Below are 20,766 nucleotides of genomic sequence, written 5' to 3' on the forward strand. Positions count from 1 at the left end.
TCAACCCTCCGCGCTTCTGCTCTCGCCGGCCTCGGCGTCCTTCGGCTCGGCATCAGTCGGCTTCGCGTCCGTCGGGTTCGCGTCCTTCGGGTCCGCGTCCTTCGGGTCCGCGTCCTTCGGGTCCGCGTCCTTCGGGTCGATGTCCGGCATCAGGGTGTCGATATCGCGCACGGTGCGGCGGGACATGCCCCAGATCGCGGCGGCGACGCCCAGCACGCCGGCGAGCAGCAGCAGGGTGGCCATTCCGCTGCCCCTGCCGCTGCCGACCACCGGCTCCAGCAGTCCCACCAGGCCGCTCCCGGAGGCCGCCTGTGGCTCGAAGACATGGTCGGCGAGGGGCCCCGAGACGGCCATCGCCAGCGGGATCGACAGTTGGGAGACAAAGACGACGGCGCCGAACACCCGCCCGTGCAACCGTTGCGGCACCTTGGTCTGCACGATGGACTGCATCGCGCCGTTGACCAGCGGCAGCAGCAGGGCGCCCAGCATCATCGCCCCGCCCCATGCCACCACGCCATGCACGCTGGCCATCAGGATCTGGGCACTCAGGCACATTCCGACGATGCCGAACATCATGCCGCGTGCCCGGTTCCTGGGCCCGCCCCAGGCGGCGAGCAGCAGCCCGCCGCTGATCCCGCCCACCCCCACACAGGTGTTGACGGCGGCGAGCGAGGCGGCGTCGTCCCCCGTCCTGGCCAGCACCATGGGCTGGACGGCCGCGAAGCCGAGCACCATCACCAGGTTGACCACGAAGAACACCAGCATCAGATCCCGCAGGCTGGGCCGGGCGAACAACTCCCGTAGCCCTTCGAGGGAGTCGGCCCACAGCCGTTTGCGCGGCGCCTTCGCCGCCGCGCGGTCGACGGCGGTCTCGTGGAAGCGGACCAGCCAGACGGCGAGCAGGGAGAGACCGAAACAGACGAGGTTGACCCAGATGATGAAGCCGAGCCCGGAGAGCGCGACCAACAGGCCACCGAGCGCGGGGCCTCCGACCTCGGCACTGCTCTTGGCGGACGAGAGCATGCCGTTGGCGCGCTGCAACTGGTCCGTGCGGACGAGTTGCGGAACGGCGGAGGAGAGTGCGGGGTACTGAAAGGCGGCGGCGGCGCCTACCAGGGCCACGGTGATATACACATGCCACAGCCTCATGCCACCCGAGAGATAGACCAGGCCCAGCAACGCGACGGCGATCAGCCCGCCGAAGTCGGCGAGCAGCAGCGCGGTACGCCGACTCAGCCGGTCGATCAACGCTCCGGCCGTGGGACTGAGCACGATCTGGGGTAGCAGCGCACACAGGGAAAGCAGCACCACCGAGGTGGCCCGGCCGCCGTCCGTCCACGCCTGGATGATCAGGGCGAAGCGCATCACCGAGTTCCCGACCAGCGCGATCGTATGGCCGGCCCAGATCAGCGTGAAGGAGCCCATGCCCGCTAATCGGCTCCCGGGCGGGGTGCCGGCGCGTGCGCTCCCGGTTGTCTCGATGGACCTGTTGGTATCGCTCATGAGCCCCGTTCCCCGACGCTGAAGTCACTCTCGCCCCGGTGTTCGATCCCGTCAACCCCACCAACGGCGGGCCGACACGCACCGTCAACTGCGCGTCGGAGGTGGCGAGTTCGAGCACCGGGGTGCTCTTCGGGGCCGTCGGGGGATCAGTCCCGCAGCCAGCGGTCCACCGCGTCGGCGGCGGCGTCCGCGTGGTCCTCCATCATCGTGAAGTGGTCGCCCGGCACGTCCACGGCGTCGTGCGGGTACTTCCAGGTGGCCTGCCATCCGGTCGTGGGGAAGCCGTCCAGCGGGGTGCTGGAGCGGACCAGCAGGGTGCCGGCCCCGACCGGGGACGGGGTCCAGTCGAAGCCCATATAGCGGCCCATCGCGGTGAGCCAGGCGTCGTCGTCGCCGCCGAGGAGCCGGTCCTTGCGGCTCCGGAGGCCGCCGACGACGGCCGGCACCAGCCGTTCCAACAGCTCGGTCTCGTCCGGCGGATAGCTGTCCAGCAGCACCACCCGTTCCGCCGGCGTGCCCGAGGCTTCCAGCGCCTCGGCCACGGCCTGGGCGACAAAGCCGCCCGACGAGTAGCCGACCAGCGCGAACGGCGCGCCGTCGGCGATCCGCAGCGCCGTCCCGGCGTGGGCGGCGGCCAGCGCGCGGGCGTTCGCGGCGAGCGGTTCGCCCGCGCGGAACCCGGGGTGCGGCAGCGCCAGCACGGTGCGCCGGCCACGGAGCGCGGCGGCGAACCTGGCGTACTGGTGCGGCCCGGAGACGCCGATGATCGGGGGCAGGCAGAGCAGCAGCGGCCCCGCGTCGCCGCCGGCGAGCCGCACGGCGGGCGCCTCGCCCGCGCCGTCGTGCCCCTGGTCGTCGTCAAACGAGGGGCGGAACCGGGAGAGCGCGTCCATCGCGAGGACGAACTCCCTTACCGCGCCGCGTTCCACGGCGCCGGCGAACAGCGGCAGCAAGGTGCTGCCGCCGCCCGGGGCGGCGCCGGCCCGTGCCCCGCCGGGCGCGCCGGCCGAGGCGTCGAGCGCGCCGGCGAGTTCGGTGGCCAGCCGGCCGGCCAGCTCCTCGGGCGTCGGATGGTCGAAGACCAGGGTGGGCGGCAGGGTGAGGCCGGTGGCGGTGGCGAGCCGGTTGCGCAGCTCGACGGAGGTCAACGAGTCGAAGCCCAACTCGCCGAACCCGGCGTCCGGTTGGACGGCGGCCGCGGAGCCGTGGCCCAGCACGGTCGCGGTCTGCTCGCGGACCAACTCCCGCAGCGCGTCGAGCCGTTCGTCCTCCGGCAGGGCGGCGAGCCGCTGCCGCATGTCGGGGGCGGCCGCGCCGCTCGCCGCCCGGCGCGGTGCGGTCCGGACCAGGCCGCGGAAGAGCCCGGGCACGGGCACGCCGGCCGCCGCCGCCTGCGCGGCGAGCGCCGGCAGATCGAGGCGCACCGGCACCAGCACGGGGCGCTCGCGCCGGGCGAGGGCCAGATCCAGCAGCGCCAGGCCCTCGTCGGCGCCGAGCGGCACCACGCCGCCCCTGGCCATCCGGCGCAGGTCGACCTCGGTGAGATCGGCCAGGCCGCTGGCGGGCGCCCAGGTGCCCCACGCCAGGGAGGTCGCCGGCCGGCCCTCGGCGTGCCGGCGCGCGGCCAGCGCGTCCAGAAACGCGTTGCCCGCCGCGTAGTTGGCCTGGCCCGGGCCGCCGAAGGTGCCGGAGGCGGAGGAGAAGAGGACGAAGGCGCGCAGCGGATGGTCGGCGGTCAGCTCGTCGAGATGCACGGCCGCGTCGGCCTTGGGCCGCAGCACCCGGGCCAACCGCTCCGGCGTCAGGGAGACGGCCGCGCCGTCGTCGAGGACGCCGGCGGCGTGCACCACGACGGTCAGCGGATGCTCCGCCGGAATATCCGCCAACACGGCGGCCAGCGCGGCCCGTTCGGTGACATCGCAGGCGACGCCGCTGACCTCGACGCCGCGCGCGGCCAGCTCGTCGGCGAAGTCGACGGTGCCGCCGCTGCGGCTGAGCAGCAGCAGCCGGGTCACGCCGTGTCGCTCGACGAGATGGCGCGCCACCAGCCGGCCGAGCGTGCCCGTGCCGCCGGTGATCAGCGCGGTGCCGGGCCCCAACGGGGCGTCGGTTTCGGCGACTTCGGTCCGGGGGACGGTGGCCAGCCGGGGGGCGTGCGAGGTCCCGGCGCGGAGGGCGAGTTGGGGTTCGTCGGTGGTGGCGAGCGCGGCGGCGACCTCGCGCCAGGGGGTCGGGACGTCGGGCGGGGCCACGTCCAGCAGCAGAAGCCGCCCCGGGTTCTCCGACTGGGCCGACCGCAGCAGGCCCCACAGGGCGCCGGCGGCCGGGTCGATCGGGTCGCTGCCGGGACCGGGCGCGCCCCGGGTGAGCAGCGCCAGACGGGTGGTGGCGAGGCCGGCGTCGGTCAGCAGTCGGGCGGTCAGCGCCAGGGCGTGGCGGGTCAACGCATGGGTGCGCGCGGCCAGTTCGCGCCCCTCTTCCGGGCCGGCTTCCGGGGCGGCGACGACCAGTTCCGGTGCCCGGGTGCCGGCCGCGACGGCGGCGGAGAGTTCGGCGAGATCGCGATAGGAGTCGACGGGGACGCCGACGGACTGCAGGCCCTCGGCGAGGGCGATGTCCCCGACGGCGGCCCAGCGGCCGGTCGGCACATCGGGGACGGCGGCCGGTGGCAGCGGCGTCCAGACCGTTTCGTAGAGCCGGTCGGCCGCCAGGTCGGTGCGGGACGCGGCGCGTTGGACGGCGGCGACGTCGATGGGCCGGACGGCCAGCGCGTCGGCGCTGAGCACCGGCGCGCCGGTGCCGTCGGCGACGCGGACGGCCATGGTGTCGTCGCCGAGCGCCGTCAGCCGCACCCGCAGGGTGCCGGCGCCGACGGCGTGCAGGGTGACGCCGGCCCAGGCGAACGGGAGCCGCACCTGGGTGTCGGCGCGGCCGGCCGCCGCCGCGTGCAGCGCCGCGTCGAGGGCCGCCGGGTGCAGCCCGTAGCGTTCGGCATCGGCGCGCGGCTTGTCGTCGAGCCGCACCTCGGCGAAGGTCTCGGCGCCACGCCGCCAGACGGCACGCAGACCACGGAAGGCCGGGCCGTAGTCGTAGCCGGCCTCGGCCAGGCGCTCATAGGCGCCGTCCAGGGCAACGGATTCGGCGCCCGGCGGCGGCCAGACGGCGAACGGGTCGTCGTCATCCGGCAGTTGGCCGTCGCCCTGGCGCGTGAGGAGGCCGTCGGCGTGCCGCAGCCAGGGTTCGTCGTCGGTGCGGCGGGTGTGGATCGCGAGATGGCGGCGGCCGGCGGCGTCGGCGGCCTCGGCCACCACGCGCAGCGCGACGCCGCCGCGTTCGGGCAGCACCAGCGGGGTGTGCAGGGTGAGTTCCTCGACGCGTTCGGCCCCGGTGGCGGCGCCGGCGCGCAGCGCCAGCTCCAACAGGCCGGCGCCGGGCAGCAGTACGGTGCCGGCGGCGGCGTGGTCGGCGAGCCAGGGCTCGCTCTGGACGGAGAGCCGTCCGGTGAGGACGAGCCCGCCGTCGGGCAGCGAGACCCGCGCGCCGAGCAGCGGGTGCTCGGCGGCCTCGGCGCCGGCGGCGGAGAGATCCCCGGTGCCGTGCCCGGGGGCGAGCCAGTAACGGGTGCGCTGCCAGGCGTAGGTGGGCACGTCGACGCGGCGCCCGCCGGGGGCCGCGCGGGTCAGGTCGACGCCGACGCCGTGCACATGGGCCTCGGCGACGCTGGTGAGGAAGCGGTCGAGGCCGCCCTCGTCGCGCCGGAGCGAGCCGAGCACCACGGGTTGGTGGCCCCGGTCGGCGGCGGTCTCCTGGAGGAACAGGTTGACGACGGGATGCGGGCTGATCTCGATGAACACCCGGTGGCCAGCGTCCATCAGGGCCCCGGCGGACAGGTCGAAGCGCACGGTCTGCCGCAGGTTGGCGAACCAGTAGCCGGCGTCCAGCGTGCTGGTGTCGGTGACCTGGCCGGCCACCGAGGAGGCGAACGGGATCTCGCCGGCGCGGGGCGCGATGCCGGCGAAGGCGGTGACGATCTGGTGGCGCAGCACCTCGACATGCGGGGAGTGGCCGGCGGCGTTGGCGGGGACCCGGCGCACCTTGACGTCGCGTTCCCCAAGCTGGGCCATCAGCCCTTCGACGGCCGCCGGATCGCCGGAGACGACGGTGGCGCGGGGGCTGTTGACGGCGGCGACGGAGAGCCGGCCGTCCCAGGGGGCGAGCAGCGGTTCGAGTTGGCCGTGCGGCAGCAGCACGGAGGCCATGGCGCCGGTGTCGGCGAGCCGCAGATACGCCTGGCTGCGGGTGGCGACCAGTTGGGCGGCCTCGTCGAGGGTGAGGGCGCCGGCGGAGTGGGCGGCGGCGATCTCGCCCTGGCTGTGGCCGAGTACGGCGGCGGGCCGCACCCCGTGCGCCCGCCAGAGGGCGTCCAGGGCGACCATCACGGCGAACAGCGAGCACTGGACGACATCGGTGCGTTCCTGGGACGGCGCGTCGGGGCCGCCTCGCAGCGCGTCGGCCAGCGACCAGTCGACATAGGGATCGAGGGCCCGCTGGCAGTCGGCGATCCGTTCGGCGAACACCGGTGCGGTGTCCAGGAGTTCGGCGGCCATGCCGCGCCACTGGGAGCCCTGTCCCGGGAAGACGAAGACCGGCCCGGCGGGGTCGTCGACGACCGCGCCCCGGACGGCGGCCGGGTGCGGGCGGTCGTCGGCGAGCGCGGTCAGCGCCTCGGTCAGGGTGGCCCGGTCGCGGCCGACCACGACGGCGCGCCGGGCGAACGCGGCCCGTCCGGCGGACAGCGCCCAGCCGATGTCCAGGGGCCGGTGGTCGGCGCCTTCTCCCGTGAGATAGCCGGCGAGTCGGGCGGCCTGGGCGCGGAGCGCGGGCTCGGTCCTGGCCGATACGGGAAGCGCCACGGGCCGGTTGTCGTCGGCCGGCGGGGCCTCGTCGACGGGTTGCCGGTCCTCGGGTGCCGGCTGTTCCAGCAGCACATGGGCGTTGGTGCCACTGACGCCGAACGAGGAGACGCCGGCGCGGCGCGGCCGGCCGTCCTCCTCGGGCCAGGGCCTGGCGCCGGCGAGCGGCACGACCGCGCCGCGCGACCAGTCGACATGCGGCGTGGGCTCCTTGAGGTGCAGGGTGCGCGGCAGCGTGCCGTGCCGCATGGCCTGCACCATCTTGATGACGCCGGCGACCCCGGCGGCGGCCTGGCTGTGCCCGATATTGGACTTGATCGATCCGAGCCACAACGGCCGTTCCGGGTCCCGCCGTTGGCCGTAGACGGCGAGCAGCGCCTGGGCCTCTATGGGGTCGCCCAGCCTGGTGCCGGTGCCATGGGCCTCGACCGCGTCGACGGCGTCGGGGGTGAGTCCGGCGTCGGCCAGCGCGGCGTGGATCACCCGTTCCTGGGACGGCCCGTTGGGCGCGGTGAGGCCGTTGCTGGCGCCGTCGGAGTTGACGGCGGTGCCCCGGACGAGGGCGAGCACGGGATGCCCGTTGCGGCGCGCGTCGCTGAGCCGTTCCACGATCAGCACGCCGACGCCCTCGGCGAACCCGGCGCCGTCGGCGCTCGCGTCGAACGCCTTGCAGCGGCCGTCCTCGGCCAGTCCGCGTTGTTTGGCCATGGCGACAAAGGGCGTCGCCGTCGGCATCACCATCACGCCGCCGGCCAGCGCCAGCTCGACCTCGCCCGCGCGCAGCGCCCGGCAGGCGAGGTGCAGTGCGGTCAGCGAGGCGGAGCAGGCGGTGTCGACGGTGAGCGAGGGCCCTTCGAGGCCGAGGACATAGGAGAGCCGGCCCGAGATGACGCTGCCGGTGTTGCCGGTCATCAGATAGCCCTCGACGCCGTCGGGCAGTTCGGGCAGGCCGACGCCGTAGTTCTGGGTGGCGGCGCCGACGAACACGCCGGCGTCGCTGCCGCGCAGCGTGGTGGGCGCGATGCCGGCCCGCTCCAGCGCCTCCCAGGACACTTCGAGGAGCTGCCGCTGCTGCGGGTCCATGGCCAGCGCCTCGCGCGGGTTGATGCCGAAGAACGCGGCGTCGAACCGGTCGGCGCCGGTGAGGAACCCGCCCTCGTCGACATAGGTGGTGCCGGGGTGTTCGGGGTCGGGGTGCAGCAGGGTGTCCAGGTCCCAGCCCCGGTCGGTGGGGAACGGGCCGATGGCGTCGACGCCGTCGTCGACCAGCCGCCACAGGTCCTCGGGCGAGGCGACGCCGCCCGGGTAGCGGCAGGCCATGCCGACGATGGCGATGGGCTCGTCGACCGTGCGGGCGCGGGGCGCGCGCCGGGGGGCGCGGGCGGGGGCGGCAAGCGCCTCGGTGACGAGGTGCGCGGCGGCGGCGCGGGCGCTGGGGTGGTCGAAGACCAGGCTGGCGGGCAGTTCGACGCCGGTGGCGGCGACCAGGCTGTTGCGCAGTTCGACGGCAGTGAGCGAGGTGAAGCCGAGATCGCTGAACGCGGCGTCCGGGTCGACCGTTTCGGTATCGCTGTGCCCGAGCACGGCGGCGGTGTGCCGGCGGATCAGGCCCAGGGCCCTGGCGGTGCGCGCCTCCTCGGGGAGCCCGGCCAGTTCGGCGCCGAGCGGCGTGGCCGGCGCGTCGGACGCCTCGGGCGCGTCGGGCGTGAACGCCGCCGGTCGGGCCGCGAGCGGGGTGGTGGCGGTGAGTTCGGCGTCCAGCCAGTAGCGGTCGCGGGCGAAGGCGTAGGTCGGCAGCGCCACGGGGCGCGGCGCTGCCTCGCCGAGGAACGCGGCCCAGTCGGGCCGCCGTCCCGCCGTGTGGATCCTGGCCAGCGCGCCGGTGATCTCGGCGACGGGATCGCCCTCGGCGCGCTGCGCGGGCACGAACAGCGCCTCGGGCGCGCACTCCTGCGCCATCGCGGAGAGCACGCCGTCGGGGCCGAGTTCGAGGCCGGCGGTGACGCCGTGCTCGCGCAGCGCGCCGACGCCGTCGGCGAAGCGCACGGTGCCCCGCATCTGCCGCACCCAGTAGTCGGGCGTGGTCAGCAGCTCGGGGTCGGCTATCGCACCCGTCACATCGGACACCAGCGGCACCTTGGGCGCGGCATACCGGACGCTCTCCGCCACGGTTCTGAACTCGTCGAGCACCGAGTCGAGTTGGGGCGAGTGGAAGGCTTGGCTGACGGCCAGCCGTTTGGTGCGGCGGCCCTGTTGCCGCCAGCCGTCGGCGATCCGGTCGACCTCGTCGGCGTCGCCGGAGACCACCACGGAGCCGGGCCCGTTGACGGCGGCCAGGGACACCAGATCGGCGTTGTCGGCGAGGGAGGCGGCGATCTCGGCCTCACTCGCCTCGATCGCGACCATCGCGCCGCCGGCCGGCGCCTGCGCCATGACCCGGCCACGCGCCACCACCAGCGCGCCGGCGTCGGCGAGCGTCAGAACGCCGGCCAGCTGGGCCGCCGCCAGTTCGCCGACGGAGTGGCCGAGGAGCGCGTCGGGCCGCACGCCCCAGGAGGCGAGGAGCCGGGCGAGGGCGATCTCGAAGGCGAACAGGGCGGGTTGGGCCAGCTCGGTGCCGCGCAGCGCCTCGGCCTCCGGGCTGCCGGGCGCGGCGGTCAGCAGCGCGCGCAGCGACCGGCCGAGCAACGGGTCGGTATGCGCGGCGATTTCGTCCAGCGCCGCCGAGAAGACGGGGAAGGCGTCGGCCAACGCCGTTGCCATCTCGGGGCGTTGGCTGCCCTGTCCGGTGAGGAGGAACGCCAGCTTGCCGCGCCGGGCCCGCCCGGTCCACACCCCGGGCGCCGGCTCGCCGGCGGCCAGCGCGGCGCAGCCGGCGAGCAGCCCCGCGTGGTCGGCGGCGACCAGCGCGGCCCGGTGGTCCATCGGGGTGCGGGTGGTGGCGAGGGCGTGCGCGATATCGACGAGCCGCCGCTCGGGCGCGGCCGCCAGCTGGTCGCGCAGCCGCGCGGCCTGCAGCGGCAGCGCGGCGGCGGTGCGCGCGGACAGCGGGAAGACCAGGGGCCGTTCGGGGTCGGGGCCGGCCGTCTCCTCGGCCTCCGGCGCCGGCGCCGGTACCGCTTCGAGGACGATATGGGCGTTGGTGCCGCTGACGCCGAACGAGGAGACGCCGGCGCGGCGCGGCCGGTCGCCGACCTCGGGCCAGGGCACCGGCTCGGTGAGCAGCCGCAGCGCGCCCGACGACCAGTCGACGGCCGGCGTCGGCTCGTCCACATGCAGGGTGCGCGGCAGGGTGCCGTGCCGCATGGCCTGCACCATCTTGATGACGCCGGCGACCCCGGCCGCCGCCTGGGTGTGCCCGATATTGGACTTGATCGATCCGAGCCACAACGGCCGTTCCGCGTCCCGCCGTTGGCCGTAGACGGCGAGCAGCGCCTGGGCCTCGATGGGGTCGCCGAGGGTGGTCCCGGTGCCATGGGCCTCGACCGCGTCGACCTCGTCCGGGTCGAGGTCGGCGGCGGTCAACGCCTGTCGGATCACCCGCTGTTGGGCGGGTCCGCTGGGCGCGGTCAGCCCGTTGCTGGCACCGTCCTGGTTGACGGCCGAGCCCCGGACGACGGCCAGCACGGGGTGCCCGTTGCGGCGTGCGTCGGAGAGGCGTTCCAGCAGCAGCACGCCGACGCCCTCGCCCCAGCCGGTGCCGTCGGCGCCGGCGGCGAACGCCTTGCAGCGACCGTCGGGCGCCAGCCCGCGTTGCTTGCTGAACTCGACAAACGCCGTCGGCGTGGCCATCACGGTGGCGCCGCCGGCCAGCGCCAGGGAGCACTCGCCGTTCCGCAGCGCCTGCGCGGCGAGGTGCAGGGTCACCAGCGAGGCGGAGCACGCGGTGTCCACGGTCACGGCCGGGCCCTGGAGGCCGAAGGTGTAGGCGAGCCGCCCGGAGACGACGCTGGCGGCCGTGCCGGTGATCAGAAAGCCCTCGACACCGTCCAGCGCGCCGGAGAACAGCGCCGCGTAGTCCTGCCCGTTGGTGCCCATGAAGACGCCGGTCTCGCTGCCGCGCAGCTCCTGGGCGGTGATGCCGGCCCGCTCGAACGTCTCCCAGGAGGTCTCCAGAAGCAGCCGCTGCTGCGGGTCCATGGCCAGCGCCTCGCGCGGGCTGATCCCGAAGAACGCCGGGTCGAACGCGCCGGCGTCGCGCAGGAATCCGCCGTGCCCGGTGGCGCTGCTGCCGCTCTCATCGGCCGCCGGATCGGTCAGCCGGTCGAGATCCCAGCCACGGTCGGCGGGGAACGGGGACAGCGCGTCGTCGCCCGACTCCAGCAGCCGCCACAGCTCCTCGGGCGACTCCACCCCGCCGGGGAAGCGGCAGCCCATGGCGACGATGGCGATCGGTTCCCTGGCGGCCCTGGACAGCTCCCGGTTCTGCCGCTGCAGCTTCTTGTTCTCCCTGACGGAGGCCCGGAGGGCGGCGACAACGTTCGCCTCGGTCTGGCTCATCGGGTTCCTCCCGGGGTGTCCCCGTCGTGCTCGGTGTCGGTGTCGGGGGCTGTGTCGGTATCGGGGGTGTCGGGGGTGTCGGGGGCATCGTCGTCGAGGACCAGGCGGATCAGGGCGGTCACGCTCATATCGTCGACCGCGTCCTCGTCGAAGTCGTCGTCGTAGTCCCCGGCGTAGCCGTCGTCGTATCGCCGGGCCGGCGCCGGTTCGTCGTCGGCGTCCGTCTCGTCCGGCTCGTCGTCCGGCCTGTTGTCCGTCTCGTCGGCCAGTCGTAGCAGCGCGGCATAGAGCCCGGACTCCTTGAGGCGGTCCAGCGGGATGCGGCTCACCAGCGTCAGCAACTCGGGGTCGGCGCCGGCCGGTTCGGCGGTGGCGGCGGTCAGTTCGGCCAGCAGGTGGTCGGCGAGATCGGCGATCGTCGGATGGTCGAAGGCCAGGGTGGTGGGCAGCGCCAGGCCGGTGGCCACGCCGAGCCGGTTCCGCAGATCGACGGCGGTCAACGAGTCGAACCCCATGTCGCGGAAGGCCCGTTCGTCGTCCAGCTCGTCCGCCGACTCATGGCGCAGCACCTCGGCGACCTGGTCACGCACCACCTCGGAGACGATCTCGTGCCGTTCCTCGACGCCCCTGCCGAGCAGCCGGGCGGCGAGGGTCGGCCGGGCCGGGCCGGATGCCTCGGGGGTCGGCCGCGCCTCGGCCAGCTCGTCGAGGAGCGGGGTCGGCCGGATCCCGCTCAGCGCGGGGCCGAACGTTCCCCAGCTGATATCGGCGACCGCGACGGCCGGGGCGTCCTGTTCCAGGGCGGTGCCGAGCGCGGCGATGGCCAGGCGTGGGTCCATCGGCGTCACCCCGCGCTGGCGCAGGCGCTCGCCGATCTCGCCGGTGGCGAGCCCGGCCTCGGCCCAGGCGCCCCAGGCGACGGAGGTGGCGGCCAGTCCGCCGGCGCGGCGGCGCTCGGCCAGTGCGTCCAGAAACGCGTTCGCCGCACCGTAGTTGGCCTGGCCGACGTTGCCGACGACGCCGGCGAACGAGGAGAACAGCACGAAGGCGGAGAGCTGTTGATGTTCCGTCAGCTCGTGGAGATGGTGCGCGGCCAGGGCCTTGGGGCGGGCCACGGCGGCGAACCGCTCGGGGGTGAGATCGCGCAGCGCGCCGTCGTCCAGCACGCCGGCGGTGTGGAAGACGGCGGTGAGGGGGCGGTCGGCGGGGATGCCGTCGAGGGCGCCGGCCAGTGCCTCCCGGTCGCCGACATCGCAGGCCGTGATCGTCACCGAGCAGCCCAACGCGCCCAGTTCGGCGGCGAGTTCGGATGCGCCTGGCGCCTTGTCGCCCCGGCGGCCGAGCAGCAGCAGATGGTCGGCGCCGGCCTGCGCCAGCCAGCGGGCCACCTGGGCGCCGAGCCCGCCGGTCCCGCCGGTGACCAGCACGGTGCCGGTCTCCGCCGGGCGCCAGGGCCCCGCCCCCTCGGCGCGCGGGCGCACCCGGGTCAGGCGGCGGGCCAGCACCCCGGTGTCGCGGACCGCGAGCTGGTCCTCGGCGCCGAGCCCACCCGCCAGTACCCGCCCCAGTCGGGCCAGCACGGCCGGCTCGGGCACCGTGGGGACGGCCGGCAGATCGACGAGTCCGCCCCAGCGTTCCGGGTGTTCGAGCGCCGCCGTCCGGCCGAGCCCCCAGAGGCGCGCCGCCCACGGGTCGGGCGGTGCATCGGCTGCGCCGGTGCCGACGGCGCCCCGGGTCAGCACCCACAGCGGCGCCGTCACCCCGGCGTCGGCCAATGCGGTGGGCAGCGTCGCCGTGGCCAGCAACGGGTCGGCGTCCGGGTCGGGTTGGCCGGTCTCGGCGAGGGCGAGCAGGGAGAGCACACCGTCGATGCGCTGCCCCGGCGGCGGGGTCTCGCCCGGCGCGGCCAGCAGCACATCGGCGCCGGCGTCCTTGAGCCCGTCGAGGATGGCGCCCATCGTGTCGTTCTCGATCAGCCCCGAGGCGGTCAGCAGCAGCCAGCTGCCGGCGAGCGCGGACCCGGCCGGCTCGGCCTGCCGGCGCCAGGCGATCTCATACAGCCAGTCGTCGGTGCCCGGCCCTCGTCGACCGGGCGGCGGGGCGTCCAGCCAGTAGCGCTTCCGCTGGAACGGGTACGTGGGAACGTCGATCCCCCGGCCGCCGGCCAGCACCCGTTCCCAGGCGACCGGCACACCCTGGACCCAGGCTTCGGCCAGGGAGGTGAGGAAGCGATCCAGGCCGCCCTCGCCCCGGCGCAAGGTGCCCACGGCAGGGGCGTCCTCGATCGCCATCGTCAACACCGGATGCGCGCTGACCTCGACAAACGTTCCGATTCCGGCGGCGGCGACGGCCTCGTCGAACCGGACGCGACTGCGGAGGTTGGTGAACCAGTACTCGGCCGTCAACTCAACGGTGTCGAGGAGCTGTCCGGTCACCGTCGAATAGAACGGTATGGGCGCGGAGTTGGGTGTCACCTCCGCAAGATCGGTCAGCAGACGCTCGCGTAGTTCGTCGACCTGGGCGGAGTGCGAGGCATAGTCCACGGGAACCCGGCGGGCCCGGACCTCGTCCGCCTCGCAAGCCGCCAACAGCTCGTCCAACGCCGCCGGTTCGCCCGCGACCACCGTGGCCGAGGGACCGTTCACCACCGCGATCGACAGCCGATCGCCCCAGGCCGCAATCAGCCCCTCCACAACACCCACCGGCTCGGCGACGGACACCATCCCGCCCCGACCCGACAACACCTCGCCAATGGCGCGCGACCGCAACGCCACCACCCGCGCCCCATCCGCCAGCGACAACCCGCCGGCCACCACCGCCGCCGCGATCTCACCCTGCGAATGGCCGATCACCGCAGCCGGCTCGACGCCATAATCCCGCCACACCTCCGCCAACGACACCATCACCGCCCACAACACCGGCTGCACCACATCCACCCGGCCAAGCCAGCCCTCGTCCTCCGACCGCAACACCCCCACCAACGACCACTCCACAAAGCCGGACAGCGCCTCCTCGCACTCGGCCAGCCGCCGCTCGAACACCGGGGAGGCGTCCAGCAGTTCCTCCGCCATGCCGAGCCACTGCGAACCCTGACCCGGGAACACAAACACCACCCGGCCGGCGCCCGGCACCACTCCCCCGCGCACCACCTCGGACCCCAGCGCCACGGCGCGCCGGGCAAGGGAGGCCCGGCCGCGCGCCAGCGACCAGCCCAGGTCCAGCGAGGGCGGCAACGACCGCACCCGCTGAAGTTGGGCGTCCACCGCGCCCTCGTCCGCGCCCGACACCACCAGTGGCACCACGGGCAGTTCGGCCGTCGCCGGCGGCTGGGGCCTTCTCTCGACCGGGCCCTGTTCGAGGACCACATGGGCGTTGGTGCCGCTCATCCCGAACGAGGAGACGGCGGCCCGGCGGGGACGGTCCTCCCCGGGCGTCGTCGGCCAGGGGACCTCGTCGGTCAGCAGCTGTACCGCGCCCGATTCCCAGTCCACATGCGAGGACGGCTCATCCACATGCAAGGTGCGCGGCAGCACTCCATGGCGCATGGCCTGCACCATCTTGATGACGCCACCGACACCGGCGGCCGCCTGCGCATGGCCGATATTGGACTTCAACGACCCCAACCACAGAGGCTGTTCGCGCCCCTGCCCATAGGTGGCGAGCAGCGCCTGCGCCTCGATCGGATCGCCCAGCGTGGTGCCCGTGCCATGCGCCTCCACCGCGTCCACATCCGCGGCACCGAGCCCCGCGCCCGCCAACGCCGCCCGGATCACCCGCTGTTGGGAGGGACCGTTGGGCGCCGTCAGACCGTTGCTCGCCCCGTCCTGGTTGACCGCGGAGCCGCGGACCACGGCCAGCACCCGGTGCCCGTTACGGCGCGCGTCGGAGAGCCGTTCCAGCAGCAGCATCCCGACGCCCTCGGCCCAGGCGGTGCCGTCGGCCGCCTCGGCGAAGGGCTTGCAGCGGCCGTCGGCGGCGAGCCCGCGCTGCCGGCTGAACTCGACAAACAGGCCCGGCGTCGACATCACCGTCACGCCGCCCGCAAGTGCCATCTCGCATTCGCCGTTGCGCAGCGACTGGGCCGCCAGGTGCAGTGCCACCAGCGACGATGAGCACGCCGTGTCCACCGTCACCGCCGGACCCTCCAGGCCGAAGGTATAGGCGATCCGGCCGGTGGCCACGCTGCCGGCGCTGCCGCTGCCGAGGTAGCCCTCCATTCCCTGTGCGGCGTCCGGGAGTTCGCCCAGCCGGGACGCGTAGTCGTGGTACATCACGCCGGCGAAGACTCCGATGTTCCGGCCGCGCAGCGACAGCGGGTCGATGCCGGCCCGCTCGAACGTCTCCCAGGACGTCTCCAACAGCAGCCGCTGCTGGGGGTCCATGGCCAGCGCCTCGCGCGGGGAGATTCCGAAGAGCGTCGGGTCGAACTCGGCGGCTTCGTGCAGGAATCCGCCGTGCCGGGTGTAGGAGGTGCCGGGGTGTTCCGGGTCCGGGTGGTAGAGCGCGGCCATGTCCCAACCCCGGTTCTCGGGGAAGGTGGAGACCGCATCGCGGCCCTCGGCGACCAGCCGCCACAGCGCCTCGGGCGAGTCGACGCCACCCGGGTAGCGGCAGCCCATCGCCACGATCGCGATCGGCTCGTCCGCCGAGGCGGCCCGCCGGCGTCGGGGGGTCGTCGTTCCGGGGCCGGCGGCGGGTGGCGCGTCCGCGAGTCGTTCGAGGAGGTGGACGGCGAGCGCTTCGGGACTGGGATGGTCGAAGACCAGGGTGGCGGGCAGCCGCAGTCCGGTCTCGGCGTTGAGCCGGTTGCGGAGCTCCAGGCCGATCAGCGAGTCGAAGCCCAGATCCTTGAACGCGCGGTCCCCGGCGATGGTCCCGGGGGCCGGATGCTTGAGCAGCTGCCCGACATGTTCGCGGACCAACTGGACGACGGCGCCCAGACGTTCGGCCGCCGGCAGTTCGGCGATCCGTTGGGCGAGCCCGCCGCCGTCGCGCCGGTTCGCGTTCGAGGCGCGTGGCACGACAACGGGCGCGAACTCCTTGAGCAACACAGGGAGTTCGCCGCTTGCGGCGCGTTCGCGCAGCCCCGGCTGGGAGAGGGCGATCGGCACCAGGCAGGCCCGGTCGGCGCGGAGCGCGGCGCTGAACAGGGCGAGGCCCTGGGCGGTGGTGAGCGGGCGCAGCCCGCCGCGCGCCATGCGTTCCAGTTCCACCTCGCCCAACGCGCCCGTCAGACCGCTGCGTTCCTCCCACAGGCCCCAGGCCAGGGAGAGCGCCGGCAGGCCGAGGCCGCGCCGGTGGGTGGCGAGGCCGTCCAGTGCGGCGTTGGCCGCCGCGTAGGCCGCCTGTCCGGCGGAGCCGAGCAGGCCGGCGGCAGACGAGTACAGCACAAAGGCGGCGAGATCGAGGCCGCGGGTCAGCTCGTGCAGATGCCAGGCCGCGTCGGTCTTGGCCCTCAGCACCTCGGCCAGTCCGTCCGGGGTCAGGGTCTCCACCAGCCCGTCGGCGAGCACTCCTGCGGCGTGCACCACGGCGGTCAGCGGGTGCTCCGCCGGGATGGCGTCCAGGACGGCCGCCAGCGCCTCCCGGTCGCCCACATCGCAGCCGACCAGTGTGACCGAGGCGCCCAACTGTGCCAGCTCCGCCGTTAGTTGCTCGGCCCCCTCGGCGGCCGGTCCGCGCCGGGAGACCAGGACCAGTCGCCGCACTCCGTGTTCCGTCACCAGCTGACGTGCCGTCAGCCGACCCAGGGTGCCGGTGCCGCCGGTCACCAGTACGGTGCCGGCCGGGTCGAGCGCGGGGGCGGCTTCGCCGAGATCGGTCACCCGCTCCAGGCGTGGCACCAGCACGTTTCCGTCCCGCACGGCGAGTTGCGGCTCGTCGGGGGGCGTGGTCCAGGTGTCCTCGGGGGTGTCGGTGTCGACGAGCAGCAGCCGGCCCGGGTGTTCGGCCTGTGCGGATCGGACCAGGCCCCAGACGGCCGAGGCGGCGGGGTCGATCCGGTCGGCCGGGTCGACGGCGAGCGCGCCCTCGGTGACCACGGTGAGCCGGTCGCCGTCGGCGACCGCGCCCTGGACGGCGGTCAACACCCGTTCCACGGCGTGGTGTACGGCGGCGGCCGATGCCTCCGGCTGCCGCGCCATCCGCAGCACCCGGGTGGTGGGTTCGGCATCGTCGGCGGCCGGCGCGGGGCGCCAGCGGATCTCATGGAGCGCGCGCAGTTCCGGTCGGCCGGCGGCGCGCAGCCGCTCCGCGTTGACGGGCCGGGTGCGGAGCGCGTCGACGGTGACCACGGGACGCCCCGCCGAATCGGCCACGGCCAGGGCGACGGAGTCGGCCGAGTGGTAGCTCACACGGGCCCGCAGGCCGCCGGGCCCCGACCCGTGCAGGGTCACGCCGTGCCAGGAGAACGGGAGCCGTGCCTGCTGCGCGTCGTCGTCCTCGGTGCCCAGGCCCACCGCGTGCAGGATGGCGTCCAGCAGCGCTGGATGGATGCCGTAGGCATCGGCCTCGCCGCGCAGCTCCTCGGCCAACTCGGCCTCGACATACAGCTCTTCGCCGCGCCGCCAGGCGGCCTTGACGCCCTGGAGGAGCGGGCCGTAGCCGAGGCCGAGCGCGGCCGCGCGGGCGTACAGGCCCTCGGTTGCGAGGGGTTCCGCGCCGGCCGGCGGCCAGTTGGTGAAGTCCCGCTGCTCCGCGGCCTGTTGGGGTGCCGGGCCGACCAGTCCGGTGGCATGGCGGGTCCAGCCGCCGGGCCCGGTCTCGTCGGGGTGGCGGGAGTGGAGGGCGAGTTCCCGCCGGCCGTCCGGGTCGGGCGGGCCCAGTTCGACCTGGAGCCGCAGCTCGCCCCGCTCGGGGAGGACCAGCGGCGCTTCGAGGGTCAGCTCCTCCACGGTGGCGCAGCCCGCCTCATGGGCGGCGCGCAGGGCGAGTTCGAGGAGCCCGGTGCCGGGCAGCAGGACCACGTCGTTGACGGAGTGGTCGGCGATCCAGGGCTGTTGGGCGAGGGAGAGCCGCCCGGTGAAGAGACAGCCGTCGGACTGGGCGAGGCCGACCCAGGCGCCGAGCAGCGGATGCCCGGTGCCGTCCAGCCCGCCGCCGGTGGGCGCCCTGCCGTTCGACGTCAGCCAGAACCGTTCACGCCGGAACGGGTAGGTGGGGACGTCGACCTGTCGGCCGCCGGGCGACAGCCGTTCCCAGGCGACGGGGACGCCGCGTGTCCATGCCTCGGCGACCGAGGTGAGGACCCGGTCCAGGCCGCCCTCGCCGCGCCGCAGGGTGCCGACGGCGGTGCCTTCCTCGATCGCCATGGTCAGCACCGGATGGGCGCTGACCTCGATAAACACCCCCTGGCCCACGGCGGCGACGGCCTCGTCGAACCGTACTCGGCCGCGCAGATTGGTGAACCAGTAGGCGGCGTCCAGCTCGGCGGTGTTCAACTCGCCGCCGGTGACCGTCGAGTAGAACGGGATCACGGTGCCGCGGGGGGTGATCCCGGCCAGGTCGGCGAGGACGCGTTCCCTTAGCCGCTCCACCTGGGCGGAGTGCGAGGCGTAGTCGACCGGCACCCGGCGGGCGCGGACGTCGTCGGCCTCGCAGGAGGCCAACAGCTCGTGCAGCGCGGCCGGTTCGCCGGAGACCACGGTCGCCGAGGGGCCGTTGACCACGGCGACGGAGAGCCGGTCGCCCCAGCGGGCGATCCGCCGTTCCACGGCGTCGGCGGGCTCGACGACGGAGACCATTCCGCCGAGGCCGGAAAGGACCTCGCCGATGGCGCGCGAGCGGAGCGCGACCACCCGGGCGCCGTCCGTCAGGGTCAGCGCGCCGGCGACCACGGCGGCGGCGATCTCGCCCTGGGAGTGGCCGATGACCGCCAGGGGGCCGACGCCCAGCGCTTCCCAGACGGCGGCCAGCGACACCATCACGGCCCAGAGCGCCGGCTGCACCCTGTCGACCCGCTCCAGCCAGCCCGGATCGGACGAGCGCAGCACATCGAGCAGCGACCAGTCGACGAACTCGGCGAGGGCTTCCGCGCACTCCGTCATGCGGCGGGCGAACACCGGTGATTCGTCGAGGAGTTGGACGGCCATCCCGAGCCATTGCGAGCCCTGTCCCGGGAAGACGAACACCGTCCGCTCGGCCCCCGGCACCACCGTTCCCGTCACGGTCTCCTCGCCGACCAGCACCGCGCGGTGATCGAAGGGGGTCCTGGCGGTGGCGAGGGTGAACGCGATGTCCTGACGGTCGAGTTGGGGCCGGCGGGCCAGCTCGGCGCGGAGCCGTTCGATCCCGGTGCGCAGGGCCGTCTCGTCCTTGGCGGAGACCGGGAACGGCAGAACGGGCGACGCCTGCGGCGCGGGGTCCCGGCCGGGGGGCTGTTCGGGGTCCGGCTCGGGGGCCTGTTCGGGGGCCTGCTCGGGAACCTGCTCGGGAACCTGCTCGGGAACCTGCTCAAGGACGATATGGGCGTTGGTGCCGCTGACGCCGAACGAGGAGACGGCGGCCCGGCGGGGACGGCCCGCCTCGGGCGTCGTCGGCCAGGGCACCTCATCCGTCAGCAGTCGTACCGCGCCCGAGTCCCAGTCGACATGGGGGGACGGTTGCTCGGCATGCAGGGTGCGCGGCAGGGTGCCGTGCCGCATGGCCTCGATCATCTTGATGACGCCGGCCACGCCCGAGGCGGCCTGGGTGTGCCCGATATTGGACTTCAACGAGCCCAGCCACAGCGGCCGCTCCGGGTCCCGGCCCTGGCCATAGGTGGCGAGCAGGGCGCGGGCCTCGATGGGGTCGCCAAGGGTGGTGCCGGTGCCATGGGCCTCGACGGCGTCCACATCGCCGGTCGCCAGCCCGGCGTTGTCCAACGCGGCCCGGATGACCCGCTGTTGGGCGGGTCCCCGGGGCACGGTCAGACCGCTGCTGGCGCCGTCCTGGTTGACGGCCGAGCCACGGACGACGGCCAGCACCCGGTGCCCGTTGCGGCGCGCGTCCGAGAGCCGTTCCAGCAGCAGCACGCCGGCGCCCTCGCCCCATCCGGTGCCGTCGGCCTCGGCGCCGAACGCCTTGCACCGGCCGTCGGGCGAGAGGCCGCGTTGCCGGCTGAACTCGACAAACATGCCGGGCGTCGACATCACGGTGACGCCGCCGGCGAGGGCCATTCCGCATTCGCGTCTGCGGAGCGCCTGGCAGGCCAGGTGGATGGCGACCAGGGAGGAGGAGCAGGCGGTGTCGACGGTGACGGCCGGGCCCTCGAAGCCGAAGGTGTAGGCGATCCGTCCGGTGGCCACGCTGCCGGACCTGCCGTTGCCGAGATAGCCCTCCAACTCGGCCGGTGTCTCGTCGAGTTGGGTGGCGTAGTCGCTGTAGGCGACGCCGGCGAAGACGCCGATGTCCTGTCCGTGGAGGGAATGGGGCCGGATGCCGGCGCGTTCGACGGCCTCCCAGGAGGTCTCCAGGAGCAGCCGCTGCTGTGGGTCCATGGCCAGCGCCTCGCGGCGGGAGATGCCGAAGAACTCGGCGTCGAACTCGGCCACTTCGTCGAGGAATCCGCCGGCCCGGGCATAGGTGGTGCCGGGGCTCGCCGGGTCCGGGTCGTAGAGGGCGTCGAGGTCCCAGCCCCGGTCGGTGGGGAAGTCGCCGATGGCGTCGCGTCCTTCGGCGACCAGCTGCCACAGCTCCTCGGCGGAGCGCGCGCCGCCCGGGTAGCGGCAGCCGATGCCGACGACGGCGATGGGTTCCCGCTCGGCCGCCTGGACGGTCCCCAGCTTCTCGCGGGTGTGCCGCAGGTCGGTCGCGACCAGTTTCAGGTAGTCGCGAAGCTTCTGTTCGTTCGACATCTGTCCTCTTCGGGCGG

General features: G+C 74.5%; 3 protein-coding genes. All 3 read right to left on the reverse strand.

Annotation, left to right across the window (positions count from 1 at the left end; translation table 11 throughout):
- Entirely contained in the window at positions 1-1,503 is a 1,503-nt protein-coding gene (locus tag AOM46_RS16830) for an MFS transporter (protein ID WP_078856893.1), read from the reverse strand.
- Positions 1,504-1,649: 146 nt separating this feature from the next.
- Entirely contained in the window at positions 1,650-10,916 is a 9,267-nt protein-coding gene (locus AOM46_RS16835) for a type I polyketide synthase (protein WP_062212226.1), read from the reverse strand.
- Positions 10,913-20,749 carry a type I polyketide synthase gene (locus AOM46_RS16840; RefSeq protein WP_062212228.1) on the reverse strand — a complete coding sequence of 3,279 codons (9,837 nt, stop codon included), beginning with the start codon at positions 20,747-20,749 and terminating at the stop codon, positions 10,913-10,915. The genes AOM46_RS16835 and AOM46_RS16840 overlap by 4 nt, the downstream gene beginning before the upstream one ends.
- Positions 20,750-20,766: the final 17 nt, after the last annotated feature.

It is taken from the genome of Streptomyces sp. NBRC 109706 (assembly GCF_000974485.1).
GTDB lineage: Bacteria > Actinomycetota > Actinomycetes > Streptomycetales > Streptomycetaceae > Streptomyces.